At 55.3% G+C, this 25,790-nt stretch carries 24 protein-coding genes and 1 pseudogene; 15 read left to right on the forward strand and 10 right to left on the reverse strand.

The features are described 5' to 3' along the window. Nucleotide 1 precedes the first annotated feature (1 nt). The 9 genes from murD to lpxC all read left to right on the forward strand — a co-directional run bounded on the left by murD (nt 2) and on the right by lpxC (nt 10,419). Entirely contained in the window at nt 2–1,318 is a 1,317-nt protein-coding gene (gene murD, locus WLO31_RS03255; RefSeq protein ID WP_435929084.1) for a UDP-N-acetylmuramoyl-L-alanine--D-glutamate ligase, read from the forward strand. Continuing rightward, the gene (gene ftsW, locus WLO31_RS03260) at nt 1,318–2,562 is read left to right on the forward strand and encodes a cell division protein FtsW (RefSeq protein WP_435929085.1); all 1,245 of its coding nucleotides are present in this window, start codon (nt 1,318–1,320) and stop codon (nt 2,560–2,562) included. Before murD ends, ftsW begins: the two co-directional genes overlap by 1 nt. Further along, nucleotides 2,559–3,626 (forward strand): undecaprenyldiphospho-muramoylpentapeptide beta-N-acetylglucosaminyltransferase, encoded by a 1,068-nt coding sequence (murG, locus tag WLO31_RS03265; RefSeq protein ID WP_435929086.1) that lies wholly within the window; start codon nt 2,559–2,561, stop codon nt 3,624–3,626. The genes ftsW and murG overlap by 4 nt, the downstream gene beginning before the upstream one ends. Before the next feature lie 77 nt (nt 3,627–3,703). Next, a complete protein-coding gene (murC, locus tag WLO31_RS03270; RefSeq protein ID WP_435929087.1) occupies nt 3,704–5,179 on the forward strand; it encodes a UDP-N-acetylmuramate--L-alanine ligase in 1,476 nt (491 codons plus the stop codon). Continuing rightward, nucleotides 5,172–6,092, forward strand: coding sequence for a D-alanine--D-alanine ligase (locus tag WLO31_RS03275; protein ID WP_435929088.1), 921 nt, complete (start codon nt 5,172–5,174; stop codon nt 6,090–6,092). The genes murC and WLO31_RS03275 overlap by 8 nt, the downstream gene beginning before the upstream one ends. A 1-nt stretch (nt 6,093) precedes the next feature. Continuing rightward, nucleotides 6,094–6,930, forward strand: a complete 837-nt coding sequence (gene ftsQ / locus WLO31_RS03280; protein ID WP_435929089.1) for a cell division protein FtsQ — start codon at nt 6,094–6,096, stop codon at nt 6,928–6,930. Further along, nucleotides 6,927–8,183: a cell division protein FtsA gene (ftsA, locus tag WLO31_RS03285; RefSeq protein WP_167611077.1), complete on the forward strand. Its 1,257-nt coding sequence runs from the start codon at nt 6,927–6,929 to the stop codon at nt 8,181–8,183. The genes ftsQ and ftsA overlap by 4 nt, the downstream gene beginning before the upstream one ends. A gap of 63 nt (nt 8,184–8,246) precedes the next feature. After that, nucleotides 8,247–9,401 (forward strand): cell division protein FtsZ, encoded by a 1,155-nt coding sequence (ftsZ, locus tag WLO31_RS03290; RefSeq protein ID WP_167611074.1) that lies wholly within the window; start codon nt 8,247–8,249, stop codon nt 9,399–9,401. 100 nt (nt 9,402–9,501) lie between these two features. Continuing rightward, entirely contained in the window at nt 9,502–10,419 is a 918-nt protein-coding gene (lpxC, locus tag WLO31_RS03295; RefSeq protein WP_435929090.1) for a UDP-3-O-acyl-N-acetylglucosamine deacetylase, read from the forward strand. Nucleotides 10,420–10,434: 15 nt separating this feature from the next. Here lpxC and WLO31_RS03300 read toward each other — a convergent pair whose 3' ends face one another. Then, nucleotides 10,435–10,944 carry a DUF721 domain-containing protein gene (locus WLO31_RS03300; protein ID WP_435929091.1) on the reverse strand — a complete coding sequence of 170 codons (510 nt, stop codon included), beginning with the start codon at nt 10,942–10,944 and terminating at the stop codon, nt 10,435–10,437. 22 nt (nt 10,945–10,966) lie between these two features. Here WLO31_RS03300 and secM point away from each other — a divergent pair, with 22 nt between their 5' ends. From secM to mutT, 3 genes are all read left to right on the forward strand, one after another. After that, a complete protein-coding gene (gene secM, locus WLO31_RS03305; RefSeq protein WP_435929092.1) occupies nt 10,967–11,473 on the forward strand; it encodes a secA translation cis-regulator SecM in 507 nt (168 codons plus the stop codon). Between the two features lie 66 nt (nt 11,474–11,539). Further along, nucleotides 11,540–14,245, forward strand: a complete 2,706-nt coding sequence (gene secA / locus WLO31_RS03310; protein WP_435929093.1) for a preprotein translocase subunit SecA — start codon at nt 11,540–11,542, stop codon at nt 14,243–14,245. Between the two features lie 63 nt (nt 14,246–14,308). Further along, nucleotides 14,309–14,698: an 8-oxo-dGTP diphosphatase MutT gene (gene mutT / locus WLO31_RS03315; RefSeq protein ID WP_435929094.1), complete on the forward strand. Its 390-nt coding sequence runs from the start codon at nt 14,309–14,311 to the stop codon at nt 14,696–14,698. 23 nt (nt 14,699–14,721) lie between these two features. Here mutT and yacG read toward each other — a convergent pair whose 3' ends face one another. Genes yacG through coaE form a run of 3 tightly spaced genes read right to left on the reverse strand, consistent with a single transcriptional unit; the run spans nt 14,722 to nt 16,292 of the window. Next, entirely contained in the window at nt 14,722–14,919 is a 198-nt protein-coding gene (yacG, locus tag WLO31_RS03320; protein ID WP_435929095.1) for a DNA gyrase inhibitor YacG, read from the reverse strand. Nucleotides 14,920–14,928: 9 nt separating this feature from the next. Next, nucleotides 14,929–15,672 carry a cell division protein ZapD gene (gene zapD, locus WLO31_RS03325; RefSeq protein ID WP_435929096.1) on the reverse strand — a complete coding sequence of 248 codons (744 nt, stop codon included), beginning with the start codon at nt 15,670–15,672 and terminating at the stop codon, nt 14,929–14,931. Then, the gene (gene coaE / locus WLO31_RS03330; RefSeq protein WP_435929097.1) at nt 15,672–16,292 is read right to left on the reverse strand and encodes a dephospho-CoA kinase; all 621 of its coding nucleotides are present in this window, start codon (nt 16,290–16,292) and stop codon (nt 15,672–15,674) included. Before coaE ends, zapD begins: the two co-directional genes overlap by 1 nt. A gap of 274 nt (nt 16,293–16,566) precedes the next feature. On the opposite strand from coaE, the gene WLO31_RS03335 reads away from it, so the two are divergent. Next, nucleotides 16,567–17,610 (forward strand): GMP reductase, encoded by a 1,044-nt coding sequence (locus WLO31_RS03335; protein ID WP_435929098.1) that lies wholly within the window; start codon nt 16,567–16,569, stop codon nt 17,608–17,610. A 30-nt stretch (nt 17,611–17,640) separates the two neighbouring features. Here the strand turns inward: WLO31_RS03335 and hofC are convergent, their stop codons facing one another. The 4 genes from hofC to nadC form a co-directional block, all read right to left on the reverse strand. Beyond that, nucleotides 17,641–18,846: a protein transport protein HofC gene (hofC, locus tag WLO31_RS03340; RefSeq protein ID WP_435929099.1), complete on the reverse strand. Its 1,206-nt coding sequence runs from the start codon at nt 18,844–18,846 to the stop codon at nt 17,641–17,643. Beyond that, entirely contained in the window at nt 18,839–20,224 is a 1,386-nt protein-coding gene (gene gspE, locus WLO31_RS03345) for a type II secretion system protein GspE (protein ID WP_435929100.1), read from the reverse strand. Before gspE ends, hofC begins: the two co-directional genes overlap by 8 nt. A gap of 2 nt (nt 20,225–20,226) precedes the next feature. Beyond that, nucleotides 20,227–20,688 carry a prepilin peptidase-dependent pilin gene (ppdD, locus tag WLO31_RS03350; protein WP_435929101.1) on the reverse strand — a complete coding sequence of 154 codons (462 nt, stop codon included), beginning with the start codon at nt 20,686–20,688 and terminating at the stop codon, nt 20,227–20,229. A gap of 186 nt (nt 20,689–20,874) precedes the next feature. Further along, the gene (gene nadC, locus WLO31_RS03355; RefSeq protein ID WP_435929102.1) at nt 20,875–21,765 is read right to left on the reverse strand and encodes a carboxylating nicotinate-nucleotide diphosphorylase; all 891 of its coding nucleotides are present in this window, start codon (nt 21,763–21,765) and stop codon (nt 20,875–20,877) included. Nucleotides 21,766–21,849: 84 nt separating this feature from the next. On the opposite strand from nadC, the pseudogene ampD reads away from it, so the two are divergent. After that, nucleotides 21,850–22,411: pseudogene (ampD, locus tag WLO31_RS03360) on the forward strand (1,6-anhydro-N-acetylmuramyl-L-alanine amidase AmpD). Next, nucleotides 22,408–23,262, forward strand: coding sequence for a beta-lactamase regulator AmpE (gene ampE, locus WLO31_RS03365; RefSeq protein WP_435929103.1), 855 nt, complete (start codon nt 22,408–22,410; stop codon nt 23,260–23,262). The pseudogene ampD and the gene ampE overlap by 4 nt, the downstream one beginning before the upstream one ends. A gap of 19 nt (nt 23,263–23,281) precedes the next feature. Here ampE and WLO31_RS03370 read toward each other — a convergent pair whose 3' ends face one another. After that, on the reverse strand, nt 23,282–24,232 hold the full coding sequence (locus WLO31_RS03370; protein WP_435929104.1) for a glycoside hydrolase family 43 protein: 951 nt from the start codon (nt 24,230–24,232) through the stop codon (nt 23,282–23,284). Then, nucleotides 24,232–25,638, reverse strand: a complete 1,407-nt coding sequence (locus WLO31_RS03375; protein WP_435929105.1) for a glycoside-pentoside-hexuronide (GPH):cation symporter — start codon at nt 25,636–25,638, stop codon at nt 24,232–24,234. Before WLO31_RS03375 ends, WLO31_RS03370 begins: the two co-directional genes overlap by 1 nt. Nucleotides 25,639–25,790 lie beyond the last annotated feature (152 nt).

The following is a 25,790-nucleotide window of genomic DNA, read 5'->3' on the forward strand; positions in this document are numbered from 1 at the left end:
CATGGCAGATTACCAGGGTAAAAAAGTCGTCATTATTGGGTTGGGCTTAACCGGCCTGTCCTGCGTGGATTTCTTCCTTGCGCGCGGCGTAACGCCGCGCGTGATGGACAGCCGTATCTCCCCGCCGGGCCTTGATAAACTGCCGGAAACGGTAGAGCGTCATCTTGGCTCCCTGAATGAAAACTGGCTGCTGGCGGCAGATTTAATTGTGGCAAGCCCTGGTATCGCGCTGGCGCAGCCTGCGCTAAGCAACGCGGCTGATAACGGCGTGGAAATCGTCGGCGATATCGAGCTCTTTTGCCGCGAGGCGCAGGCGCCGATTGTGGCGATTACCGGTTCAAACGGGAAAAGCACGGTGACCAGCCTCGTGGGCGAAATGGCGAAAGCCGCTGGCATCAACGTTGGCGTGGGCGGCAACATCGGTCTGCCTGCGCTGATGCTGCTTGAGCCGAATCGCGAACTGTACGTGCTGGAGCTTTCCAGCTTCCAGTTAGAGACCACGCACAGCCTGAAGGCGGCCGCCGCCACGATCCTTAACGTCACTGAAGATCATATGGACAGATACCCGTTTGGCCTTCAGCAATATCGCGCGGCCAAACTGCGTGTTTATGAAAATGCGGCGGTTTGCGTGGTAAATGCGGACGACGCCCTGACCATGCCGGTACGCGGTGCGGATGAGCGTTGCGTGAGCTTTGGCGTGGACGTGGGTGATTATCACCTCAATCGCCAGCAGGGGGATACCTGGCTGCGCGTGAAGGGCGAGAAAGTGCTCAGCACCAAAGAGATGAAGCTGGCGGGCCAGCACAACTACACCAACGCTCTGGCAGCGCTTGCTCTGGCTGATGCGGTGAAGCTGCCGCGCTCCAGCAGCCTGAAGGCGCTGACAACGTTCACCGGCCTGGCGCACCGTTTCCAGCTGGCCTGGGAGCACAACGGCGTGCGCTGGATTAACGATTCCAAAGCCACCAACGTCGGCAGCACCGAAGCCGCGCTTAACGGTCTGCACGTGGACGGTACGCTGCATCTGCTGCTGGGCGGGGATGGTAAATCTGCCGATTTCTCCTCCCTTGCGCAGTATCTGCAAGGGCCGAATGTTCGCCTGTACTGCTTTGGCCGCGACGGCGCCGGGCTTGCCGCGCTGCGCCCGGAAGCGGCGGAGCAGACAGAAACCATGGCGCAGGCGATGGAGCTTATCGCTCCGCGCGTTAAGCCGGGCGATATGGTGCTGTTATCGCCAGCCTGTGCAAGCCTCGACCAGTTCAAAAACTTTGAACAGCGCGGGGATCTCTTTACCCGACTTGCGAAGGAGCTAGGCTGATGCGTTTATCACTCCCTCGCCTGCGTATGCCACGCGTTCCGGGATTTGCTGTCCTGGCATGGGTGTCATCGGCGCTGAAAGGCTGGGTGATGGGCTCCCGCGAAGCCGACTCAAACAGCATGGTGCTCTACGACCGCACCCTGCTGTGGTTAACATTCGGCCTGGCCGCCATTGGTTTTATCATGGTGACCTCGGCGTCGATGCCTGTCGGACAACGCCTGGCAAACGATCCCTTCCTGTTTGCCAAACGCGACGGGCTTTACATCGTGCTGGCATCTGCGCTGGCGATGATCACCCTGCGCCTGCCTATGGCTTTCTGGCAGCGCCACAGTACGGCGATGCTGCTGCTTTCCATTGCGATGCTGCTTATCGTCCTGGTGGTGGGGAGTTCGGTTAACGGTGCATCGCGCTGGATTGCCTTTGGCCCGCTGCGTATTCAGCCAGCCGAGTTTACCAAGCTGTCGCTGTTCTGCTATCTCGCCAACTACCTTGTTCGCAAGGTTGATGAGGTGCGTAATAACCTGCGCGGCTTCTTAAAGCCGATGGGCGTAATTCTGGTGATGGCCGTGCTTTTGCTGGCCCAGCCTGACCTCGGTACGGTCGTCGTGCTGTTTGTGACGACGCTTGCGATGCTGTTCCTCGCGGGGGCGAAGCTCTGGCAGTTCATCGCCATTATCGGCATGGGTATTTCCGCGGTCGTGCTGCTGATCCTGGCCGAACCCTACCGTATCCGCCGCGTCACCTCCTTCTGGAATCCATGGGAAGATCCATTCGGCAGCGGCTACCAGCTTACGCAATCGCTAATGGCATTTGGCCGCGGTGAATTGTGGGGCCAGGGCTTAGGAAATTCCGTACAAAAGCTGGAGTATCTGCCGGAAGCGCACACTGACTTTATCTTCTCCATTATTGGCGAAGAACTGGGATATATCGGTGTGGTACTGGCTTTATTGATGGTATTCTTCGTCGCTTTTCGCGCGATGTCTATCGGCAAACGCGCCCTTGAGCTGGATCAGCGTTTTGCGGGTTTTCTCGCCTGTTCAATCGGTGTCTGGTTCAGTTTCCAGGCGCTGGTGAACGTGGGCGCGGCGGCAGGGATGTTGCCGACGAAGGGCCTGACGCTGCCGCTCATCAGTTACGGTGGTTCCAGTTTGTTAATTATGTCTACGGCAATCATGATGTTGCTGCGTATTGATTATGAAACACGCCTGGCGAAAGCCCAGGCGTTTACACGGAGCGTACGATGAGCAATCAATCCCGGCGGTTAATGGTGATGGCGGGCGGCACGGGCGGACACGTTTTCCCGGGGCTTGCGGTAGCCCATCATCTGATGGCTGAGGGCTGGCAGGTGCGCTGGCTTGGCACCGCCGATCGTATGGAAGCGGAGCTTGTGCCAAAGCACGGCATTGAAATCGACTTTATCCGTATTTCGGGGCTGCGCGGAAAGGGGGTGAAAGCGCTGCTGCTGGCGCCGGTGCATATTTTTAAAGCCTGGCGGCAGGCGAGGGCGATCATGAAAGCCTGGCGTCCGGACGTTGTGCTGGGTATGGGCGGCTATGTTTCTGGTCCTGGCGGGCTGGCCGCCTGGTCGCTTGGCGTTCCTGTGGTTTTGCACGAGCAAAACGGTATTGCGGGCCTGACCAATAAGTGGCTGGCAAAAATTGCTAAAAAGGTGATGCAGGCGTTTCCCGGCGCATTTCCGAATGCGGACGTGGTCGGTAATCCTGTGCGTACGGATGTATTAGCGCTGCCTTTGCCCCAGGAACGGTTTTCCGGGCGTGAAGGGCCGGTTCGCGTACTGGTGGTCGGTGGTTCTCAGGGCGCGCGCGTGCTGAACCAGATCATGCCGCAGGTTGCGGGTCGTCTCGGCAATGCCGTAACTATCTGGCATCAATGCGGCAAGGGCGCTCAGGCTGTAGTCCAGCAGGCTTATGCGCAAGCTGCGCAGCCTCAGCACAAGATCGCAGAATTTATTGACGATATGGCTGCGGCTTACGCATGGGCCGATGTCGTGGTATGCCGCTCAGGCGCGTTAACCGTGAGTGAAATCGCAGCCGCAGGATTGCCCGCGCTGTTCGTTCCCTTTCAGCATAAAGATCGGCAGCAATACTGGAACGCGCTGCCGCTGGAACAGGCAGGAGCCGCCAGAATACTGGAGCAACCGCAGTTTACCGTGGATGCCGTTACCGACACGCTCGCCGGATGGGACAGGGCAACGTTGCTGGCGATGGCCGAGCGTGCACGCGCTGCGTCCATTCCTGATGCAACCGAGCGGGTAGCCAGAGAAGTAAGCGCTGCAGCACTGGCGTAAAGATTTGAAGGTTGTGGGTGACGCTTTTCACCCGTGAATTTTTTGATGTAATGGCGCAAAGCGCCGCAGGTTAGAGAATGAATACACAACAACTGGCGAAACTGCGTTCTATCGTGCCCGAGATGCGTCGCGTCCGGCACATTCATTTTGTTGGCATCGGCGGCGCCGGTATGGGCGGTATTGCCGAAGTTCTGGCTAACGAAGGTTACCAGATTAGCGGCTCCGATCTAGCGCCGAATCCCGTCACGCAGCAGTTGTCGGCACTGGGTGCCACTATTTATTTTAACCACCGCCCGGAAAACGTGCTGGATGCAAGCGTGGTGGTGGTATCGACCGCGATTTCTGCGGACAACCCGGAAATTGTCGCCGCGCACGAAGCGCGCATCCCGGTTATCCGTCGCGCCGAAATGCTGGCTGAATTAATGCGCTTTCGCCATGGCATCGCCATCGCGGGCACCCACGGAAAAACCACGACCACGGCGATGGTATCCAGCATCTACGCGGAAGCGGGTCTGGATCCTACGTTCGTTAACGGCGGCCTGGTGAAGGCGGCGGGAACGCATGCGCGCCTGGGCCACAGCCGCTACCTGATTGCGGAGGCCGATGAGAGTGATGCGTCATTCCTCCATCTGCAACCTATGGTCTCGGTCGTGACCAATATCGAAGCCGACCATATGGACACCTACCAGGGCGATTTCGAAAATCTGAAGCAGACGTTTATTAACTTCCTGCACAACTTGCCGTTTTACGGCCGTGCCGTGATGTGCGTGGACGATCCGGTAATTCGCGAGCTGCTGCCGCGTGTGGGTCGTCAAACCACCACCTACGGTTTTAGCGACGATGCGGATATCCGCATTGAACACTATCAGCAGAAAGGGCCGCAGGGGCATTTCACTATCGTGCGCCTGGATAAACCGGAGCTGCGCGTCACGCTGAATGCGCCAGGCCGTCACAACGCCCTGAATGCTGCGGCAGCGGTCGCCGTTGCCACGGAAGAGGGTATCGAAGATGACGCCATCCTGCGTGCGCTGGAGAGCTTCCAGGGCACCGGCCGCCGCTTTGATTTCCTGGGCGAGTATCCGCTGGCGCCGGTAAATGGCAAAGCAGGCAGCGCGATGCTGGTGGATGACTACGGCCATCACCCGACGGAAGTGGACGCGACAATTAAAGCAGCCCGCGCAGGCTGGCCAGATAAAAATCTGGTGATGATTTTCCAGCCGCACCGTTTTACGCGCACCCGCGATCTGTATGACGATTTTGCCGGCGTGCTGTCGCAGGTGGATGCTTTGCTGATGCTCGATGTTTATGCTGCCGGCGAAGCGCCGATCCCGGGGGCGGATAGCCGCTCGCTGTGTCGCACCATTCGCAGCCGTGGCAAAGTCGATCCGATCCTGGTGCCGGAAGCGGGACAGATTGCGGAGATCCTCGCGCCAGTGTTGACGGGAAATGATTTGATTCTGGTGCAGGGCGCAGGAAACGTCGGCAAAATTGCAAAAAAACTGGCTGAAAGCAAACTGCGGCCTCAGGCTAACGAGGAAGAGCACCATGGCTGATAAAATAGCTGTCCTGCTGGGTGGGACTTCCGCTGAGCGTGACGTGTCGTTGCAGTCAGGAAGCGCCGTGCTGGCGGGCCTGAAAGAAGCGGGCATCGACGCTCATGGCGTCGATCCGCAAGATACCGCAGTGACCGACCTCAAACTTAAGGGGTTCGACAAAGTTTTCATCGCGCTGCACGGCCGCGGCGGTGAAGATGGTACGCTGCAAGGGCTGCTGGAGTTTCTGGATCTTCCGTACACCGGCAGCGGCGTGATGGCCTCGGCTATCAGCATGGATAAGCTGCGTACCAAGCTGCTGTGGCAAGGCGCGGATTTACCGGTTGCGCCCTGGGTGGCGTTGACTCGCCGGGACACGCAAGCAGGCATGACGGCTGTAACGATGGAACGTATCACCCAGCTGGGGCTGCCGGTTATCGTTAAGCCGAGCCGTGAAGGTTCAAGCGTGGGGATGTCGAAAGTCGATGACGCTGCGGCGCTGCCGGCTGCGCTGGCGTTAGCCTTCAAACACGATGAAGAAGTGCTGATCGAAAAATGGTTAAGCGGGCCTGAGTACACGGTAGCCATCCTCGGCGAGGAAATATTACCGTCAATTCGTATCCAGCCGGCTGGAACCTTCTATGATTATGACGCGAAGTATCTCTCTGATGAAACTCAATATTTCTGTCCGGGCGGCTTAAGCGAACAGCGTGAGCAGGATTTGCAGGCGCTGGTGTTGCAGGCCTGGCAGATTTTAGGCTGCAGCGGCTGGGGCCGGGTGGATGTCATGCAGGACAGCGACGGGCAGTTTTATCTGCTGGAGGTGAACACGTCGCCGGGCATGACCAGCCATAGCCTGGTGCCAATGGCGGCGCGTCAGGCGGGGATGACTTTCTCACAGCTGGTGGTACGTATTCTGGAGTTGGCGGACTGATATGTCGCAAGCAGCCCTCAACGCGCGTAATCGCCAGGAAGAGCCTGGCAGCACCCGTCGTAGTAACGGGGGACGGCTGGCAGGTATTATCTTCCTGAGTGCGGTGCTGTTTACGGTGTTTATCGGTGGCTGGATTGTGGTCGGCTGGATGGAGGATGCTCAGCGTCTGCCGCTTTCCAGGCTGGTGGTAACCGGCGATCGGCACTACACGCGCAATGATGATATTCGCCAGTCCATTCTGGCGCTCGGCCCGCCGGGCACCTTTATGACGCAGGATGTGAATATCATCCAGCAGCAGATTGAACGTTTGCCCTGGATCAAGCAGGCGAGCGTAAGAAAGCAGTGGCCGGACGAATTGAAGATTCATCTGGTTGAATATGTGCCCATAGCGCGATGGAATGATCAGCACATGATTGACGCCGAAGGCAACGCCTTCAGCGTTCCGGCTGAACGTACCGGAAAGCAGACTTTACCGATGTTATCCGGCCCTGAAGGGAGCGAAGGTGAAGTTTTGCAGGGCTATCGCGCGATGGGGCAGGTGCTGGCAAAGGATAAATTCACGTTGAAAGAAGCGGCAATGACCGCTCGTCGTTCCTGGCAGTTAACGTTAAACAACGGCATCAGGCTCAATCTGGGCCGGGGCGATACGATGAAACGCCTGAGTCGCTTTGTAGAGCTGTACCCGGTTCTGCAACAGCAGGAGCAAGCGGACAGCAAAGTGGTGAGCTATGTCGACTTGCGGTATGACTCAGGCGCGGCAGTGGGCTGGCAGCCCGCTCCCGAACAGGAACCTAATCCTAATCAGCAACAGAATCAGGCACAGGCAGAACAACAATGATCAAGGCGACGGACAGAAAACTGGTAGTTGGACTGGAGATCGGGACCGCGAAGGTCGCCGCTTTAGTAGGGGAAGTTCTGCCCGACGGTATGGTCAATATTATCGGCGTGGGCAGCTGCCCATCCCGTGGGATGGACAAAGGCGGCGTTAACGATCTTGAATCGGTCGTAAAATGCGTTCAGCGGGCAATTGACCAGGCCGAGCTGATGGCGGACTGCCAGATCTCTTCGGTGTACCTGGCGCTGTCCGGCAAGCATATTAGCTGTCAGAACGAAATTGGTATGGTGCCTATCTCTGAAGAAGAGGTAACGCAGGAGGACGTGGAGAACGTCGTTCATACCGCAAAATCAGTGCGCGTTCGTGACGAACATCGCGTTCTGCACGTTATCCCGCAAGAATATGCCATCGACTATCAGGAAGGGATTAAAAATCCGGTAGGGTTATCTGGTGTGCGTATGCAGGCCAAGGTGCATTTGATTACCTGCCATAACGATATGGCCAAAAACATCGTTAAGGCCGTTGAACGTTGTGGTCTGAAAGTTGACCAACTTATCTTTGCAGGCCTGGCCGCGAGCTACGCCGTTTTAACCGAAGACGAACGCGAGCTGGGCGTCTGCGTAGTTGATATCGGCGGTGGTACAATGGATATCGCGGTATACACTGGCGGCGCGTTGCGCCACACCAAGGTTATCCCTTATGCGGGGAACGTGGTGACCAGCGATATCGCCTATGCTTTCGGCACGCCGCCAAGCGATGCAGAAGCTATTAAAGTACGCCATGGTTGTGCGCTGGGCTCCATCGTTGGCAAAGATGAAAACGTTGAAGTACCGAGCGTGGGTGGCCGTCCACCGCGTAGCCTGCAGCGTCAGACGCTTGCTGAAGTTATTGAGCCGCGTTATACCGAGCTGCTAAACCTGGTGAATGAAGAGATTTTGCAGTTACAGGAGCAACTCCGCCTGCAGGGTGTGAAGCACCACCTGGCCGCGGGGATTGTCTTAACCGGCGGCGCTGCGCAAATTGAAGGCCTGGCGGCCTGTGCTCAGCGCGTGTTCCATACGCAGGTGCGTATCGGGCAGCCGTTAAATATTACTGGCCTGACTGATTATGCCCAGGAGTCGTACTATTCGACTGCCGTCGGCTTGCTGCACTACGGGAAGGAGTCTCATCTCAGTGGTGAAGCAGAAGTGGAAAAACGGACCTCTGTCGGCTCATGGTTTAAGCGAATCAACAGCTGGCTGAGAAAAGAGTTTTAATTTTTATAAGAGACCGGACAAAATTAGCGGTCTCAGGCGACAGGCACAAAACGGAGAGAAACTATGTTTGAACCTATGGAACTGACCAACGACGCGGTGATTAAAGTCATCGGCGTCGGTGGCGGCGGCGGTAATGCCGTTGAACATATGGTGCGCGAGCGCATCGAAGGCGTTGATTTCTTCGCGGTCAATACCGACGCTCAGGCGTTGCGTAAAACTGCAGTAGGCCAGACAATCCAGATTGGTAATGGTATTACCAAAGGTCTGGGTGCTGGAGCAAATCCTGAAGTGGGTCGTTCCGCAGCCGATGAAGATCGTGATGCGTTACGTGCCGCGCTTGAAGGCGCAGACATGGTGTTTATCGCCGCAGGTATGGGCGGCGGTACAGGCACGGGTGCCGCACCCGTTGTTGCGGAAGTTGCTAAAGACCTCGGTATTCTTACCGTTGCCGTTGTAACTAAGCCTTTCAATTTTGAAGGCAAGAAGCGTATGGCGTTCGCGGAGCAGGGCATCGCCGAGCTCTCTAAGCACGTTGACTCCCTGATCACTATTCCAAACGATAAGCTGCTGAAGGTCCTGGGCCGTGGCATCTCTCTGCTCGACGCTTTTGGCGCGGCAAACGATGTGCTGAAAGGCGCCGTGCAGGGTATCGCCGAACTGATTACCCGCCCGGGTCTGATGAACGTCGACTTTGCTGACGTGCGTACCGTAATGTCCGAAATGGGTTATGCCATGATGGGCTCCGGCGTAGCAAGTGGCGAAGACCGCGCTGAAGAAGCAGCAGAAATGGCAATCTCCAGCCCGCTGCTGGAAGATATCGATCTGTCCGGCGCGCGCGGCGTGCTGGTTAACATCACCGCTGGTTTCGACCTGCGTCTGGACGAGTTCGAAACCGTGGGTAACACCATCCGTGCGTTCGCTTCTGATAACGCCACCGTGGTTATCGGTACCTCTCTGGATCCAGAGATGAACGACGAACTGCGTGTTACCGTTGTTGCTACCGGCATTGGCATGGACAAGCGCCCTGAAATTACCCTGGTGACGAATAAGCAGCAGACCCAGCAGCCTGTTATGGATCGCTACCAGCAGCACGGCATGGCGCCTTTGACTCAGGAACAAAAGCCTGCGGCTAAGGTCGTTAACGACAATACGCCACAAGCTGCGAAGGAACCTGATTACCTGGATATTCCAGCATTTTTGCGTAAGCAGGCTGATTAAGAATAAACCGGAAGTTGGGCATCTCCGCTCTTTGTGCTAAACTGGCCTGCCGATTGTGATATACACTTCGGTTGGATAGGTAATTTGGCGAGATTATACGATGATCAAACAAAGGACACTTAAACGTATCGTTCAGGCGACCGGCGTCGGTTTACATACCGGCAAAAAGGTCACGCTGACGTTGCGCCCTGCGCCGGCCAATACCGGGGTCATCTATCGTCGCACCGACTTGAATCCTCCGGTAGATTTTCCGGCAGATGCCAAATCTGTGCGTGATACCATGCTCTGTACTTGCCTGGTGAACGAGCACGATGTGCGGATATCTACCGTTGAGCACCTTAACGCTGCCCTGGCGGGTCTGGGTATCGACAACATTATTGTTGAAGTCGATGCGCCAGAGATCCCGATCATGGACGGTAGCGCGGCGCCGTTTGTCTACCTGCTTCTTGACGCTGGTATTGACGAACTGAACAGCGCGAAGAAATTTGTGCGCGTCAAAGAGACGGTTCGTGTTGAAGATGGCGATAAATGGGCTGAATTCAGGCCGTATAATGGTTTTTCGTTGGACTTTACCATCGATTTTAACCATCCGGCGATTGATGCCAGCACCCAGCGTTACAGCATGAATTTCTCTGCGGACGCCTTTATGCGCCAGATCAGCCGCGCTCGTACCTTCGGCTTTATGCGTGATATCGAATATCTGCAGTCCCGCGGCCTGTGCCTGGGCGGCAGCTTCGATTGTGCCATCGTTGTTGACGATTATCGCGTACTGAACGAAGACGGCCTGCGTTTTGAAGATGAATTCGTTCGTCACAAAATGCTGGATGCTATCGGCGATCTGTTCATGTGCGGCCACAATATTATCGGCGCGTTTACCGCCTATAAATCTGGTCATGCGCTGAACAACAAGCTGTTGCAGGCAGTTTTAGCGAAGCAGGAAGCCTGGGAATGGGCAACCTTCGAAGACGACGCTGAACTTCCTCTGGCATTCAAAGCACCGACTATGGTGCTGGCGTAACGCCTGAACTCTCGATTACGACTGGTTTTTGTTGGTACTCTCTCCGGCCAACGAAGCCAGTCGTTCTATTGCCGCTCTAAGTTTCTCCGGGCTACGTTTAGCCACCTCCCGCAACGCTTCCGCGCTCTGCTCGCTTAATTCCCGATTGACCTCAAATTGTCCGCTCTGCGTCTGAATGCTGTTTTCTTGTACAGAATCCCTGCCAATTGCCGCAAGCGTTGGATTAATCCTGATGTCGATTGACGTCAATGATGGTAGTATTTGTGCGCGCAATGCACTCAGCAGCGTGGCTTGTTCGTAGCGTAACCGCATCAGCCAGCTGGCATTCGCCGTTTCAAGTACGAGGATCCCCTGGCGGAAGTTTGCGACCCGGCACCAGGGATGCAGTTGAGCAGGTATGATGCTTCTCACTGCCCGGTTGAGCCGTAATAAGGCCGCCGCGCGCTGTTGTACATTCTGCAGCACGCTCTGAGCACCGGCATCGTCAAACAGGTTATCTAAAGATTGCGGGCGACTATCGCGCATATTATAAGCTCCGGCGGAAAAAGTGATTGGTATTCTAAATCGTTGGCGACACTTTGGCAGACGTTATTTCTGGCCGCATCTCTTGTTAGGGATGGTCGCGGCGAGTTTTGGCCTGCCTGCGCTAAGCGGAAATGCCGGTCATAACGCTCCTGCGGAAGCCTCTGCCAGCGGTCAGGACTATCTTAACCAGGTTAGCTTCGACAGCCTGGCATTATTGCAGGAAAGCACCCGTCGTTCCTCGTTTACCGTAGATTACTGGCATCAGCATGCCATCCGTACCGTAATCCGCCATCTTTCTTTCGCTATGGCGCCACAGGCGTTGCCGGTAGCAGAAGAGAGTATTCCGCTTCAGGCGCAGCATCTCGCTTTACTCGATACGCTCAACGCGTTATTAACCCACGAAAGCAAGCCTCCTGTTATTGTTCGCCATATTTCACTCTGGCAGCGTCCTGCCGTTGCGGTATTCAGCGCTGCAACGTGGGTAGGCCAGGTGCAGGGAATTCGCGCCGGACCCCAACGCCTCAGTTAAGAAAATCACCTTAAATTATAACATTATCTGTAGATCTGCTCTGATGCAGGCGTTTGAGAATTTATTATGCTAACTAAACTATTAACTAAAGTCTTTGGCAGTCGTAACGATCGTTCATTGCGCCGTATGCGTAAAGTGGTATCCATGATCAACAGCATGGAACCGGAAATGGAAAAGCTCTCTGACGATGAGCTGCAGGCTAAAACCAATGAGTTCCGTGCCCGTCTGGAAAAAGGCGCGGTGCTGGAAACGTTAATTCCTGAAGCTTTCGCCGTCGTGCGTGAAGCAAGTAAGCGCGTATTCGGCATGCGTCACTTCGACGTGCAGCTGCTTGGCGGTATGGTGCTCAACGAGCGCTGCATCGCAGAAATGCGTACCGGTGAAGGTAAAACGCTGACGGCAACGCTGCCTGCTTATCTGAACGCACTGAGCGGCAAAGGCGTTCACGTAGTAACCGTGAACGACTATCTTGCCCAGCGCGATGCGGAAAACAACCGTCCGCTGTTTGAATTCCTTGGTCTGAGCGTGGGCATCAACCTGCCGGGAATGCCAGCGCCGGCCAAGCGTGAGGCCTATGCTGCTGATATTACCTACGGCACCAATAACGAATACGGCTTTGACTACCTGCGCGACAATATGGCGTTCAGCCCTGAAGAACGCGTTCAGCGTAAGCTGCACTATGCGCTGGTGGATGAAGTTGACTCCATCCTGATTGATGAGGCGCGTACCCCGCTTATCATTTCCGGGCCGGCCGAAGACAGCTCCGAGCTGTACAAAAAAGTAAATACCATCATTCCTCACCTGATCCGTCAGGAAAAAGAAGACTCCGACACTTTCCAGGGGGAAGGTCACTTCTCCGTGGATGAAAAATCCCGCCAGGTTAACCTGACCGAACGTGGCCTGGTGAAGATTGAAGAACTGCTGATGGACGCCGGAATGATGGATGAGGGCGAGTCACTTTACTCCCCGACTAACATTATGCTGATGCATCACGTTACCGCAGCGCTGCGCGCCCACGCGCTGTTTACTCGCGACGTTGACTACATCGTGAAAGATGGCGAAGTCATCATCGTGGATGAACACACGGGCCGCACCATGCAGGGCCGTCGCTGGTCTGACGGTCTGCATCAGGCTGTGGAAGCAAAAGAAGGTGTGGATGTTCAGAACGAAAACCAGACGCTGGCTTCCATCACCTTCCAGAACTATTTCCGTCTGTATGAGAAGCTGGCCGGTATGACCGGTACTGCAGATACCGAAGCGTTCGAATTCAGCTCCATCTACAAGCTCGATACCATCGTAGTACCGACCAACCGTCCGATGATCCGTAAGGACATGCCGGATCTGGTCTACATGACCGAAATGGACAAAATCGGCGCTATCATCGAGGACATCAAAGAGCGTACGGTGAACGGCCAGCCGGTACTTGTGGGCACCATCTCTATCGAGAAATCGGAAGTGGTTTCTGCTGAGCTGACCAAAGCGGGTATTAAGCATAACGTCCTGAACGCCAAGTTCCACGCCAACGAAGCGGGTATCGTTGCGCAGGCGGGCTATCCTGCCGCCGTAACTATCGCCACCAACATGGCGGGCCGTGGTACGGATATCGTGTTGGGCGGTAGCTGGCAGGCGGAAGTAGCCGAGCTTGTCGATCCAACGCCTGAGCAGATCGCGCAGATTAAAGCTGACTGGCAGGTGCGTCACGAAGCGGTGCTGGCGTCCGGCGGTTTGCATATCATCGGTACCGAACGTCACGAATCTCGCCGTATCGATAACCAGCTGCGCGGCCGTTCTGGCCGTCAGGGCGATGCGGGTTCTTCCCGTTTCTACCTGTCTATGGAAGATGCCCTGATGCGTATTTTCGCCTCGGACCGCGTCTCTAACATGATGCGCAAGCTGGGCATGAAGCCGGGTGAGGCGATTGAACACCCGTGGGTAACCAAAGCTATTGCCAACGCACAGCGTAAAGTGGAAAGCCGCAACTTCGATATTCGTAAGCAGCTGCTGGAATACGATGACGTTGCCAACGATCAGCGCCGTGCTATTTATACCCAGCGCAATGAGCTGCTGGACGTAAGCGACGTCAGCGAAACCATCAGCAGCATCCGCGAAGACGTCTTTAAAACGACTATCGATGCGCATATTCCGCCGCAGTCGCTGGAAGAAATGTGGGATGTTCAGGGCCTTGTCGATCGTCTGAAAAACGACTTCGATCTGGATATGCCGATTAAAGAGTGGCTGGATAAAGAGCCTGAGCTGCATGAAGAAACGCTGCGTGAGCGTATTTTGCAAAACGCTATCGAAGTTTATCAGCGCAAAGAAGAAGTGGTCGGCGCCGAGATGATGCGTCACTTCGAGAAAGGCGTGATGCTGCAGACGCTGGATTCGCTGTGGAAAGAGCATCTGGCCGCGATGGACTACCTGCGTCAGGGCATCCACCTGCGCGGCTACGCGCAAAAAGATCCCAAGCAGGAATACAAACGTGAATCCTTCGCCATGTTTGCCGCCATGCTGGAATCACTGAAATATGAAGTGATAAGCACCCTGAGCAAAGTTCAGGTGCGTATGCCGGAAGAAGTTGAAGCAATGGAGCAGCAGCGTCGCGAAGAAGCTGAGCGTCTGGCTCAGATGCAGCAGCTGAGCCACGTTGATGACGACACTCAGGCAGCCATCGCTTTGGCCGCTGAAACTGGCGAGCGTAAAGTAGGCCGCAACGATCCGTGCCCTTGCGGCTCCGGTAAAAAATTCAAACAGTGCCATGGCCGTCTGAGCTAAGCATAATAAGTGGTTTAAGGCGCAGCATGCTGCGCCTTTTGTTTATGGAGCGCCTGATTAAAAATGAAACAACTGCAAATTGCCGTCGGGATCGTGCGCAACGCACAAGGCGAGATATTTATTACCCGTCGCGCGGCTGATGCCCATATGGCGAATAAACTTGAATTCCCCGGCGGGAAGATTGAAGCAGGTGAAACGCCCGAGCAGGCTCTGGTACGTGAGCTACAGGAAGAGACCGGAATCACCGCGACGCGTTATACCCGGTTCGAGAAGCTGGCATATCAGTTCCCGGACAGACACATCACGCTATGGTTTTTCCTGGTGGAAGGCTGGGAAGGCGAACCGTGGGGCAAAGAAGGGCAGCCAGGAGCGTGGGTTGCGCAGCATGAGCTGGCGGCGGAGGATTTCCCGCCAGCCAATGAACCCGTCATCAAAAAACTGCAGCAGCCTTAGCGTCGTTGACTCTGACAGCAGCCTTAAGGCTGCTGTTCCTCGCTCCAGCCGTCGCTGTCGGAAAGATCGCCGCTGCTTGGGATACGCTTCTCTTCGGCGGCCCATTCGCCTAAATCAATAAGCTGGCAGCGTTTGCTGCAAAACGGGCGGTAGGGGCTGGTTTCGTTCCAGATAACGGCTTTGCCACAGGTTGGGCAATTGACGACAGTAGACTCAGACATCTTTTCTCCTTAACAGCACGCCAGTTCAAAATCGAGGCGTTCAGGGATAGCGCCACGCTCGCTGTCCAGCGGCAGAAAGCGGATCGCGAAGCGGCTTTTATGGCCGGAAATTTGCGGATAGAGCTGCCAGGCCAGATCTAACTGCAGACGCAGTAAATCCGCGTCATCGCCGTTATCCTGATAAAAGCCGTTCAGGCTGGTTTGTTTGCGAAACGGGGATGAGTTACGAATGATATCAAGCAGCAGATCCAAAGCGCGTTGCAACGGTTGCAGGCTTGTCAGCCAGATGCTGACCTGCTCATCGCGCTGTGCCTGTGTCAGATGCAGCCAGATATGCAGCGTGGGAAGATCGAAACTGCAGCAGCCGCCGGGAATGCTTAAGCGCTGACGAACAAGAGCGATTAAACGATCTTCACGCAAAGCCTGGCCAATACGTGGCGCGGACATCAGCACGCTGCCACGTTCTTTAAGCTGGCTACGCAAAGAATCAATGCGCTGCATATCCACCCCCGGCACTTCAGACCAGCTCAGCAATTTACGTTGCTGACGCTCGAGCTCTTTAAGGATATCCGTGCGGATTTCTCCGCGTTCAAAGACATCCAGCAGATCGCCAATATTGCGGAAAAAATGCAGCGCGCTGGAGCTGCCATCTATCGGCAAAGGGGCCTGCAGCTGCTGGATGAGAAACTCAATACGCAGCCACGTACGCATTTTTTCATTCAGTGGATGCTCAAAAAGGATTTGAGTGCTCATTATTCTTTATCCTGTTGTGCAGCCTGTCTCGCCAGTTCCAGGTACTGGCGGTGCAGGCGATCAACATGTGCGGCAACCCTCTCGGGGGAACCGTCGTTATTAATCACATCGTCAGCCGCGGCCAGCCGCTCGTCGCGGGTCGCCTGTGCAGCAAGGATCTGCTCCGCATGCTGTCGGCTGACATTATCGCGCTCAATGGTACGTGCGATTTGTACTTCTGGCGAGACATCAACAACCAGCACGCGATCCGCTTTCTGCTGGAGCTGGTTTTCGACCAGTAGTGGAACTACCCATAGCACGTAAGGCGAAAGGGCATTGCTGATTGCAGTTTGAGTGCGGTGATGAATCAGCGGGTGCAAAAGATTATTCAGCCACTGCTTTTCGTCAGGGGAAGAAAAGATCTTTTCGCGCAGTATTCGACGATTAAGAGAACCATCCGGAAGCAGCATAGCTTTGCCAAAACGTGCAGAAATCGCCTGCAGGGCAGCCTGACCGGGTTCAACAACCTGGCGGGCAATGACGTCGGCATCGACGACGGTAACGCCTAATCGGGAAAAACTATTGGCGACGGTGCTTTTGCCACTGCCAATCCCGCCCGTTAATGCCACCGTATAAACCATAAGCGTCGAACCTTAAATCTCGTTTAATCAGTCAGATAGATAATTTTTTATTCTGAGTTGGTAAACAGAAGGTATCAGGCAGAAAAAATTGCGTTTTTCGCCTGCCTGTTATTTCAGCGTTTCTCAGGTAAATTTTAACGATTGTAGCGTAAAAAAGAGTGTTTTCGCAGTCTTGCGGCGCCATTATTAGTGCGTATGATAGCGTCACTGGAGTTGGCAGTTGCATCGCCGATAACGTTCCCGCGTCCATCGCCATTTACCAGGAATCCGCAACATGCGTATTGAAGAAGATTTGAAGTTAGGTTTTAAAGACGTTCTTATCCGCCCGAAACGTTCCACTCTGAAGAGCCGCTCCGACGTAGAACTTGAGCGCCAGTTTACTTTCAAACATTCCGGTATTGCATGGTCGGGCGTGCCGATCATCGCGGCGAACATGGACACGGTGGGCACCTTTGGCATGGCGCAAGCGCTGGCTTCCTTTGATATCCTTACCGCGGTTCATAAGCATTACTCTGTTGAGCAGTGGAGCGAGTTCGTTAAATCCGCTTCTGAGAGCGTGCTGCGCCACGTGATGGTGTCAACCGGCACCTCCGAAGCTGACTTCACTAAGACAAAGCAGATTCTGGCATTGCATCCCGGCCTGAATTTCATCTGTATCGACGTGGCAAACGGCTATTCTGAACACTTCACCCAGTTTGTCAGCAAAGCCCGCGCAACCTGGCCGGACAAAACTATCTGTGCCGGTAACGTAGTAACGGGCGAAATGTGCGAAGAGCTGATCCTGTCCGGCGCGGATATCGTTAAGGTGGGCATTGGCCCGGGCTCCGTGTGCACCACGCGTGTGAAAACCGGCGTTGGCTACCCGCAGCTTTCTGCCGTCATTGAATGCGCAGATGCGGCTCACGGGCTTGGCGGTCAGATCGTCAGCGACGGTGGTTGCACCGTGCCGGGCGACGTGGCTAAAGCTTTTGGCGGCGGCGCGGACTTTGTCATGCTGGGCGGTATGCTGGCAGGCCATGAAGAGAGCGGCGGCACCGTGGTTGATGAGAACGGCGAGAAATTTATGCTGTTCTACGGCATGAGTTCTGAATCAGCCATGACTCGCCACGTTGGCGGCGTTGCTCAGTACCGTGCGGCAGAAGGTAAAACCGTTAAGCTGCCGCTGCGTGGGCCAGTTGAGCACACTGCACGCGATATCCTCGGCGGTCTGCGCTCTGCCTGCACCTACGTAGGCGCGTCTCGTTTGAAAGAGCTGACCAAGCGCACCACCTTCATCCGCGTAGCGGAGCAGGAAAACCGCGTCTTTAACAGTCTTTAAGCCGTCTGTGGCGCAGCGCCCGCTGCGCCATTATCCCGCGCTCATCGCATCCCCTAGCTGGAAAATCGGTAAGTACATGGCAATGACCAGCGTACCGATGATTATCCCTATTGTTATCATCATGACAGGTTCAAGTGCAGCCGCGAGCGTGTCTGCCAGCTCCTGAGTACGATCGTGATGCCAGGTAGCCAGCCTTTCCAGCATAAGATCCAGCGCTCCTGACTCCTCGCCGATACGTATTAGCTGGGAACACAAAGGCGTAAAGCAACCGGCGCAGTCCAGGGCGCGCCAGAAGGGAGTGCCCTGTGCAACCTGGGAGGCTAAACGCGTGAGCACCTTTTTCCACAACAGCGGCTTCAACGTTTGTTCAACCGCAGTCAACCCCTGCAGCAGTGGAATGCCCGCCTGTTGCGAGAGCGACAGAGTGGTGTAAATCTGGCTGAGTATTTGCCCTCGCCATAGCGGGGCGACGAGAGGAATTTTAAGCAGAACTTTTTGTTCATACTCTTTCCAGTACGGGCTGCTTTTACGTAACCTGAACCACAAAGCCGAAGCGGTAACAGCCATAAGTAGCCACCATCCACCTTGTGTCGTCACCCAGCCGGAAACCGCCATGACCGCGAGCGTAATGGCCGGCAATGATGCATTGAAGGAACGATAGATGGCGGCAAATTCAGGCAGCACGAACCCCATCATGCCGACGCTGACCGCTAAAGCGACGGCCAGAATAAACAGCGGATAACGCAGCGCCTTCATCACTTTTTGATGCAGACGATAAAGCTGCTCCTGCTGGTCCGCCAACCTGCGGCTGCATTCATCGAGCCTTCCCGTAAGCTCCCCTGTATGGATAAGCGAAATAAAGAGCGGCGGGAAGATCCCCGGCCACTGGCGAAGCGCGTCAGAAAAGGGCACGCCCTGCGAAACCTGTTGTTCAATGCGCAGCAGTAAAGCACGCCATTCCCGGTACTGATGCTGGTTTCCCATAAGAGCCAGTCCGTCAGCGAGGGGGATCCCAGCCTGAAGAAGGGTCGCCAGCTGACGAAACAGCTGTATTTTTTGCTGGATGTGCCAGCATCCGCGACGGCTGCCGGTATGCCGGCGTGCGCTGAGCAGCTGTAGCTGCTGTTCATAAAGCTGCGTTTCCACGGCCGAGCGATTATCCGCGAGTATTGAACCCTCCCGGAGTTGCCCCAGCGGATCTATGGCTTGCCAGCTCCAGACCACAAATTTAGCCATGCGGCACCCCCAGCACGCGGTAGATCTCTTTGAGCGTTGTCAGCCCCGTTGATACAGACTGGCAGCCGCTTTCAAACAGCGTGACCATGCCCTGCTCGCGGGCAAGCCGTTCAATCTCTGCGGTATGGGCGCCCGAGGCGATTGCCGCCCGTACGGTGTGGTCAACCGGCAGAATTTCAAATAGAGCAGCGCGTCCATAGTACCCGCCATAGCAGCGTTCACAGCCGACGGGCTGCCAGTCCGGCAGCGGCTCTGGACAAATCTGCGCGGGCAGGCAGAGCTTTTCATGCGTCTGCCTTTTGCAGTGCGGACATAGCTTGCGGACCAGACGCTGGGCGACCACCATCTTAAGCGCCGAGGCCAGCATCCAGCGGGCGACGCCCATTTGCTCAAGACGAATGACGGTTTCAATGGTCGAGTTAGTATGCAGCGTGGACAAGACCAGATGCCCCGTCTGGGCTGCTTTAATGGCGATTTCCGCCGTTTCGCTATCCCGGATTTCACCAACCATGATCACATCTGGATCCTGCCGTAACAGCGCGCGAAGCACGCTCTGAAAAGTCAGGCCGGCTTTGTTATTCACCTGCGTCTGATTCAGCCCCGGCAACGGCATCTCAACCGGATCCTCAGCGCTGCATACGTTGGTGCCCGGCTGGTTCAACGCGTTAAGCGCGCTATAGAGAGTGAGGGTTTTACCGCTTCCTGTGGGGCCGGTAACCAGAATCATGCCCTGTGGATGAGCCAGCGCGGCCTTAAAAAAGGCGCGGTTTTCGCGGGACATACCCAGGGCTGCAAGCTCCAGCGGCTGTTTACTTTGCTGGAGCAAACGCAGGACCACTTTTTCTCCATACCTTACGGGAAGCGTGGAGATTCTGAATGAGACTTTGCCGCCGGCGGCGTCCAGGTCCATTTGCCCGTCCTGAGGCAGGCGACGCTCCGCAATATCGAGATTGCCTAATACTTTGAGTCGCGCCGTTAGCGGCGCCGCAAGGCTTGCGGAAAGCAGAGGCTGGAGCTGGAGCACGCCATCGATACGTAATCTGACCCTATAATTTTCCTCCGCGGGTTCGAAATGGATATCCGATGCCCGTAGCTGAATAGCTTTTTGCAGGGTTTCGCTTAGTAGCGTAACGACAGAGTGCCCGTTCTCCTGCTCCTCCTCAGCATGGGAAGCGGGGGGAAGATGCCTGACCTTCTCCAGGCGCTCGGCGGACCAGAATTCAACTTCTACATGTTTGTCGCAGATAAAACGTAGCGATTCAAACAGCTGTGCCGGCGGATTAGGCGCTACGGCAATGCGTAACCGATGCTCCTCTTCTCCAAGCAGCACGGCATGATATTGGGCACATAAGGCGAGAAGCTGCTGACGACTGGACATGGTTATTCTCCCGCAGCCTCGGTGGACGTTTCGCTCTCAAAGCGGAAGACTGCTTCGCATGCCTGTTTGAGGGCGCCGCCGTCCGCTACGCTGCAGCTGCGCTTCCAGCTTTCAACGCCTTCTGCCTCTTTCCATACTGGTGTTAACGCCACGGTTAACCCGTTCAGCGTTTCCTGGCCGGTAAGCGTTACAACGCCGCTTTTAACCTGCATGCTGCTGATATAACGAGTGGTTTTCACCGAAGGGATACCGTTATTCCCCGCGTCGCACGCGGTGACCCCGCCTTTATCTATGGCGCAGAGTTCAACTGCCGTCCGGTAGGGGACAAAAGTTTGCAGCATATCGGTGAGCGCCGCTTTGCGCAGGTAGCTCTGGTAAGACGGAATGCCGATAGCGCTCAGGATCGCAATGATGCCAATCACCACCATCAGCTCAATAAGGGTAAATCCTTTTTGCTTGTTCATAGGCCGCTCCTCAGAAAAGTGGCGACACTTTGTCAGGCCAGATCGCGGCTTGCGAGAAGCAAAAAACGGATCGGGAAGCGGCTTCCCGGAATTTTTAATTGGTTTGCAAAAGCGGATAGTAATGACGCGAGCGATTTCGCAAAACGGAGGAAAGATGGGCCTTCTGACCCATCTTAAAAGGAGGGATCAGCGGAAGCGCATAGAGAGATCGAGCGCGCGGACATGCTTGGTTAGCGCGCCCACAGAGATAAAATCGACCCCCGTTTCAGCAAATGTACGCAGCGTTTCTTTCGTAACGTTACCGGAAACTTCCAGCTGCGCTTTGCCCGCGGTCAGCGCAACGGCCTGGCGCATTTGCTCAACGTTGAAGTTATCAAGCATGATGATATCCGCACCGGCTTTGAGCGCCTGCTCCAGTTCATCCAGAGATTCCACCTCCACTTCTACCGGCACGTCTGGATGCAACCAGAACGCCTTTTCCACCGCCTGGCGAATCGAGCCGGAGGAAATAATGTGGTTTTCTTTTATCAGAAACGCGTCCGATAGCCCTAAGCGGTGGTTGCTGCCGCCGCCGCAAAGTACGGCGTATTTCAGCGCGGTACGCAGGCCCGGCAGGGTTTTACGCGTGTCCAGCAGCTGCGTGTTTGTTCCCGCCAGCAGATCGACGCAGGTGCGAACTTCGCTTGCCACGCCGGAAAGGGTCTGGACGAAGTTTAGCGCGGTGCGTTCGCCGGTTAGCAGCACGCGGGATGGGCCATTAAGCTCGAAAAGCGGCTGGTTAGCGGTTACTGCCTGGCCATCTTCCACATGCCACTTTACTTCAACGCCGCCGCCTAGCTGGATAAAGACCTCTTCAACCCAGCGCTTACCGCAAAATACACCGTCTTCACGCGTAATCACTACGGCGTGGGAAACATGATCTTCAGGCAATAACCGAGCGGTGATGTCTTTATGAGGATCGACGTCGCCGCCGAGATCTTCACGCAGAGCAAAGGAGACGGCCTGAGGAATATCAAGGCTGATGCGTTCGAGCAGCTCGTCACGTCGGCGGTTTGGGTTATAACGGCGGGGCGGCATGATAAATCTCCGAAATGGCTAAGTTAAGGTCGAAACATGCTACTCTGATGCGACTTCGAGTACCACTACTGAGGAGAATCACGCATGCGGCTTTTAAACGGCTGGCTGGTGGGCGTGAAGCATGTCCCTTCCCCCCATTTCGATTGCCGACCGGAAGACGAACCGCCTTCTTTACTGGTGGTGCATAACATCAGTCTGCCGCCGGGTGAATTTGGTGGCCCCTGGATTGATGCCCTGTTTACCGGCCAGCTTGATCCGGACGCTCACCCCTATTTTGCCGGCATCGCCCATTTGCGAGTCTCCGCGCATTGTTTGATCCGCCGCGACGGTGGAATTGTGCAGTATGTGCCTTTTGATAAACGTGCCTGGCATGCAGGCGTCTCGGTTTATCAGGGGAGGGAGCGCTGCAACGATTTTTCTATCGGCATCGAACTGGAAGGTACCGACGCCTTGCCCTACACTGACGAGCAATATCAGCAGCTAGCCTCGCTTACCCGCTTGTTAATTCAGCAATATCCTTCTGTTGCCGATAATATGACGGGCCATTGTGATATTGCACCCGGGCGTAAAACCGATCCTGGACTCTCTTTTGACTGGGGCCGTTTTCGCCGGACGTTAAGTCACGTCGAATAAGGAGATGACATGACGCTTTTTACACTCTTACTGGTCATGTTGTGGGAACGCCTGTTTAAGATGGGCGAGCACTGGCAGCTGGATCACCGTCTGGAGGTTATCTTCCGGCGGGTAAAACATTTTTCTATGCTGCGCACGATCTTAATGACGGCGCTGTGCATGCTGATCGTTTTTCTTTGCGTGCGCGCTTTGCAGGCGCTGTTTTTTAATATCCCGCTGTTGGTGTTCTGGATTGCGCTTGGCGTGCTATGTATCGGGGCAGGGCAGGTTCGTCTGCATTACCATGCCTATCTGCAGGCCGCCGGCCGTGACGATCTGCACGCGCGCGATATGATGGCGAGCGAGCTGACGCTGATTCACGGCGTGCCGCCTGACTGCGATGAGCGTGAATATCTCAAAGAGTTACAGAACGCGCTGTTGTGGATTAACTTCCGTTTCTATCTCGCTCCGCTTTTCTGGTTTGTCGTCGGAGGATTATGGGGGCCGGTTACGCTTGCTGGTTATGCATTCCTGCGCGCGTGGCAGACCTGGCTTGCTCGCCACCATACGCCGCATCAGCGTTTGCTTTCGGGCATCGACGCTATTTTACATGTGCTTGATTGGGTGCCGGTACGTTTAGCCGGCGTGGCTTACGCCTTGCTTGGGCACGGCGAGAAAGCCCTGCCGGCATGGTTTGCAACGCTTGCGGACCGCCACTCTTCCCAGTATCAGGTGCTGACCCAGCTTGCGCAATTTTCGCTGGCGCGCGAGCCGCACCACGACAAAATTAAAACGCCAAAGGCCGCCGTTTCTATGGCCAAGAAGACGTCGCTTGCGATCGTGGTCGTGGTGGCGTTGCTGACGATTTACGGCACTCTGGTCTGAGACCAGAGGCCGCCTGTCATTAAGGATAGTCGGCGGGCGGGATGCCGAATACGGGCATGCCGTCCTCATCCCACATCATTTTCTTCAGCCGGGTATGGCGATTGGGATCGTAAAGCGGATCGCCCTCGATTTCCGTGTAGTTTCGCGCGTGATAAACCAGCACATCCTCACCTTCTTTCGTTCTGGTAAAGCTGTTGTGGCCCGGCCCGTACTGCTTGTTTTCATAGCTGGTGGTAAATACCGGCTGCGGAGATTTGTGCCAGTTGTCTGCTTTTGTCGGATCGGCCGCCAGATCGATCCACAGCAGTCCCAGGCAATAATTCTCATCCGTGGCGCTGGCAGAATAGCTGACAAACAGCCTTTCGCCATGCGTTATCACCGCAGGACCTTCATTAACCATAAAGCCACGGCACTCCCACTCAAGCTCCGGCTTGCTCAACATGACCGGTTCGCCTTTAAGCGACCAGGGCGTTTCCATTTCCGCAAGATAGATATTCGAGTTCCCGGCAATGTTCGGATCTTTTTGCGCCCACAGATACCATTGCTTGCCCTGATGCGAGAAGGTCGTGGCATCCAGGCAGAAAGAATCAAACTGCGTTTTGATCTGGCCTTTTTCGATCCATTTCCCGCTTAGCGGGTCCGCGTCCGCGCATTCAAGAACAAACATGCGATGCTGAAACATGTTGAGCTCATCCAGCTCCTGCGTATGGGCTGCGGCAAAGTAGATGTACCATTTCCCGTTCACCCGATGCAGTTCGGGCGCCCAGATAAGCTTGCTCATCGGGCCTGTTTCAGGATTGCGCCAGACGACGACGGCTCGGGCGTGGGCCAGCTCGTCAAGGGTCGCCGCGCGTTGAATCTCCAGCCTGTCATATTCCGGTACTGAGGCGATGAAGTAATACCACTCTTCATGTAGCAAAATATAGGGATCGGCGCGCTGCTCGATAAAGGGATTGGGCCAGTTATTCATTACACTTTCCTTAATGTATCAGTCGCTTGCAGCTCAGAAGAAACGGGTAGCTCCCGGTAGCTGGTACGGCGTTTATCCAGATCGGCCTGGATTTGTATCATCATTTTGCGGTCGACTTTCAGCAGGCGCACCACGCCTGCCGTGATCAGGTAGCCGATGCCAGGAATAACGGTGAATAACAGCACAATACCCTGGGTGGCCGTGACGCTTTGCTGCTGGGCGCTGGCGTCGTAACCGTACCATGACAGCAGGAAGCCAACCATTGCTCCGGCCACCGCCAGGCCGCATTTCAGGAAGAATAAATTGCCGGAGAAGCTAATGCCGGTGATACGTTTGCCCGTTTTCCACTCGCCGTAGTCATCGACATCGGCCATTAAGGACCAGTGAAGCGGGGAAGGGAGCTGATGCAGAATATTAAGTACAAAGTAGGCGATCAAAATCAGCGTGGTGGCGTGCGGATTGAGGAAATAGAAGCCGCAGGAGAAAAGAGTGAGTGCGATGTTGGTCCAGAAAAATACCTTAAGTTTGCAAAACTTATCGGTGAGAGGCTTGGCCAACGCGCTGCCGATCATCATGCCCACGACGCCGAGGCTAATGAACATGCTGGCGAAAGAGGCGGATTTTTCCATTACCCAGGTGACGTAATACATAGTTGCCGCCATACGAATAAACCCGGGACAAACGTTACAGAAGGTGAGCAGCAGGATGCGCACCCACTGATCGTTTTTCCAGACATCTTTCAGATCGGATTTCAGGGCGCTTTTCGAGGGCACCGCGGGCTTAATACGCTCTTTCACCGTGCTAAAGCAGAACAGGAACATAAACAACGCGATAACGGCCATCACGCCCATCGACATTTGATAGCCTTTGGCTTTGTCTGCTCCGCCAAACCAGTCAGCCATAGGCAACAGGGTCGAGGAGAGAATAAGCGTCGCGATACCAACCATAAAGAATCGGTAGGACTGGCAGGCTACGCGTTCATGCGGGTCGGCGGTAATCACGCCTCCAAGGGAGCAGTAGGGAATATTGATAGCTGTATAGGTCAGCGACATCAGGAAATAGGTCACGAAGGCATAGACAACTTTGCTATTGTAGCTCCAGTCCGGCGTGGTAAACATCAGCACGCTAAACAGGACATACGGCACGCAGACCCATAACAAATAGGGACGAAATCTCCCCCAGCGGGTAGTGGTACGGTCGGCAATCGCGCCCATTATCGGATCGGTTACGGCGTCAATGACGCGTACAGACAGGAGAAGCACGCCCACTAATGCCGGAGTAAGGCCGAAGACATCGGTATAAAAATAATTCAAAAACAGCATGATGGCGCCGCCAATCATGTTGCAGCCGGCATCGCCCATCCCGTAGCCGATTTTCTCTTTGATAGATAATTTATTGTTTTGCACCGACAACTCTCCTGAACTTGATATGGACAAGATTATTGGTCTGATGAGTCGGAAATGCGCAGCAGGAAACCATTGCAGAGATGGACAATCGTGTCGTAGGAAGAAAAGTGTGAGGTAGATAACAAAGCGCCCGCTTCCGGCGCGGACGCTTT

It is taken from the genome of Dryocola sharpae, assembly GCF_051307055.1.
In the GTDB taxonomy this organism is placed as follows: domain Bacteria; phylum Pseudomonadota; class Gammaproteobacteria; order Enterobacterales; family Enterobacteriaceae; genus Dryocola.

Excerpts from the sequence above, each read along its gene's own strand:
- murD (WP_435929084.1), top strand. The coding sequence starts at position 2 with ATGGCAGATTACCAGGGTAAAAAAGTCGTCATTATTGGGTTGGGCTTA.
- ftsW (WP_435929085.1), top strand. The coding sequence starts at position 1,318 with ATGCGTTTATCACTCCCTCGCCTGCGTATGCCACGCGTTCCGGGATTT.
- murG (WP_435929086.1), top strand. The coding sequence starts at position 2,559 with ATGAGCAATCAATCCCGGCGGTTAATGGTGATGGCGGGCGGCACGGGC.
- murC (WP_435929087.1), top strand. The coding sequence starts at position 3,704 with ATGAATACACAACAACTGGCGAAACTGCGTTCTATCGTGCCCGAGATG.
- WLO31_RS03275 (WP_435929088.1), top strand. The coding sequence starts at position 5,172 with ATGGCTGATAAAATAGCTGTCCTGCTGGGTGGGACTTCCGCTGAGCGT.
- ftsQ (WP_435929089.1), top strand. The coding sequence starts at position 6,094 with ATGTCGCAAGCAGCCCTCAACGCGCGTAATCGCCAGGAAGAGCCTGGC.
- ftsA (WP_167611077.1), top strand. The coding sequence starts at position 6,927 with ATGATCAAGGCGACGGACAGAAAACTGGTAGTTGGACTGGAGATCGGG.
- ftsZ (WP_167611074.1), top strand. The coding sequence starts at position 8,247 with ATGTTTGAACCTATGGAACTGACCAACGACGCGGTGATTAAAGTCATC.
- lpxC (WP_435929090.1), top strand. The coding sequence starts at position 9,502 with ATGATCAAACAAAGGACACTTAAACGTATCGTTCAGGCGACCGGCGTC.
- WLO31_RS03300 (WP_435929091.1), bottom strand. The coding sequence starts at position 10,944 with ATGCGCGATAGTCGCCCGCAATCTTTAGATAACCTGTTTGACGATGCC.
- secA (WP_435929093.1), top strand. The coding sequence starts at position 11,540 with ATGCTAACTAAACTATTAACTAAAGTCTTTGGCAGTCGTAACGATCGT.
- mutT (WP_435929094.1), top strand. The coding sequence starts at position 14,309 with ATGAAACAACTGCAAATTGCCGTCGGGATCGTGCGCAACGCACAAGGC.
- yacG (WP_435929095.1), bottom strand. The coding sequence starts at position 14,919 with ATGTCTGAGTCTACTGTCGTCAATTGCCCAACCTGTGGCAAAGCCGTT.
- zapD (WP_435929096.1), bottom strand. The coding sequence starts at position 15,672 with ATGAGCACTCAAATCCTTTTTGAGCATCCACTGAATGAAAAAATGCGT.
- coaE (WP_435929097.1), bottom strand. The coding sequence starts at position 16,292 with ATGGTTTATACGGTGGCATTAACGGGCGGGATTGGCAGTGGCAAAAGC.
- WLO31_RS03335 (WP_435929098.1), top strand. The coding sequence starts at position 16,567 with ATGCGTATTGAAGAAGATTTGAAGTTAGGTTTTAAAGACGTTCTTATC.
- hofC (WP_435929099.1), bottom strand. The coding sequence starts at position 18,846 with ATGGCTAAATTTGTGGTCTGGAGCTGGCAAGCCATAGATCCGCTGGGG.
- gspE (WP_435929100.1), bottom strand. The coding sequence starts at position 20,224 with ATGTCCAGTCGTCAGCAGCTTCTCGCCTTATGTGCCCAATATCATGCC.
- ppdD (WP_435929101.1), bottom strand. The coding sequence starts at position 20,688 with ATGAACAAGCAAAAAGGATTTACCCTTATTGAGCTGATGGTGGTGATT.
- nadC (WP_435929102.1), bottom strand. The coding sequence starts at position 21,765 with ATGCCGCCCCGCCGTTATAACCCAAACCGCCGACGTGACGAGCTGCTC.
- ampE (WP_435929103.1), top strand. The coding sequence starts at position 22,408 with ATGACGCTTTTTACACTCTTACTGGTCATGTTGTGGGAACGCCTGTTT.
- WLO31_RS03370 (WP_435929104.1), bottom strand. The coding sequence starts at position 24,232 with ATGAATAACTGGCCCAATCCCTTTATCGAGCAGCGCGCCGATCCCTAT.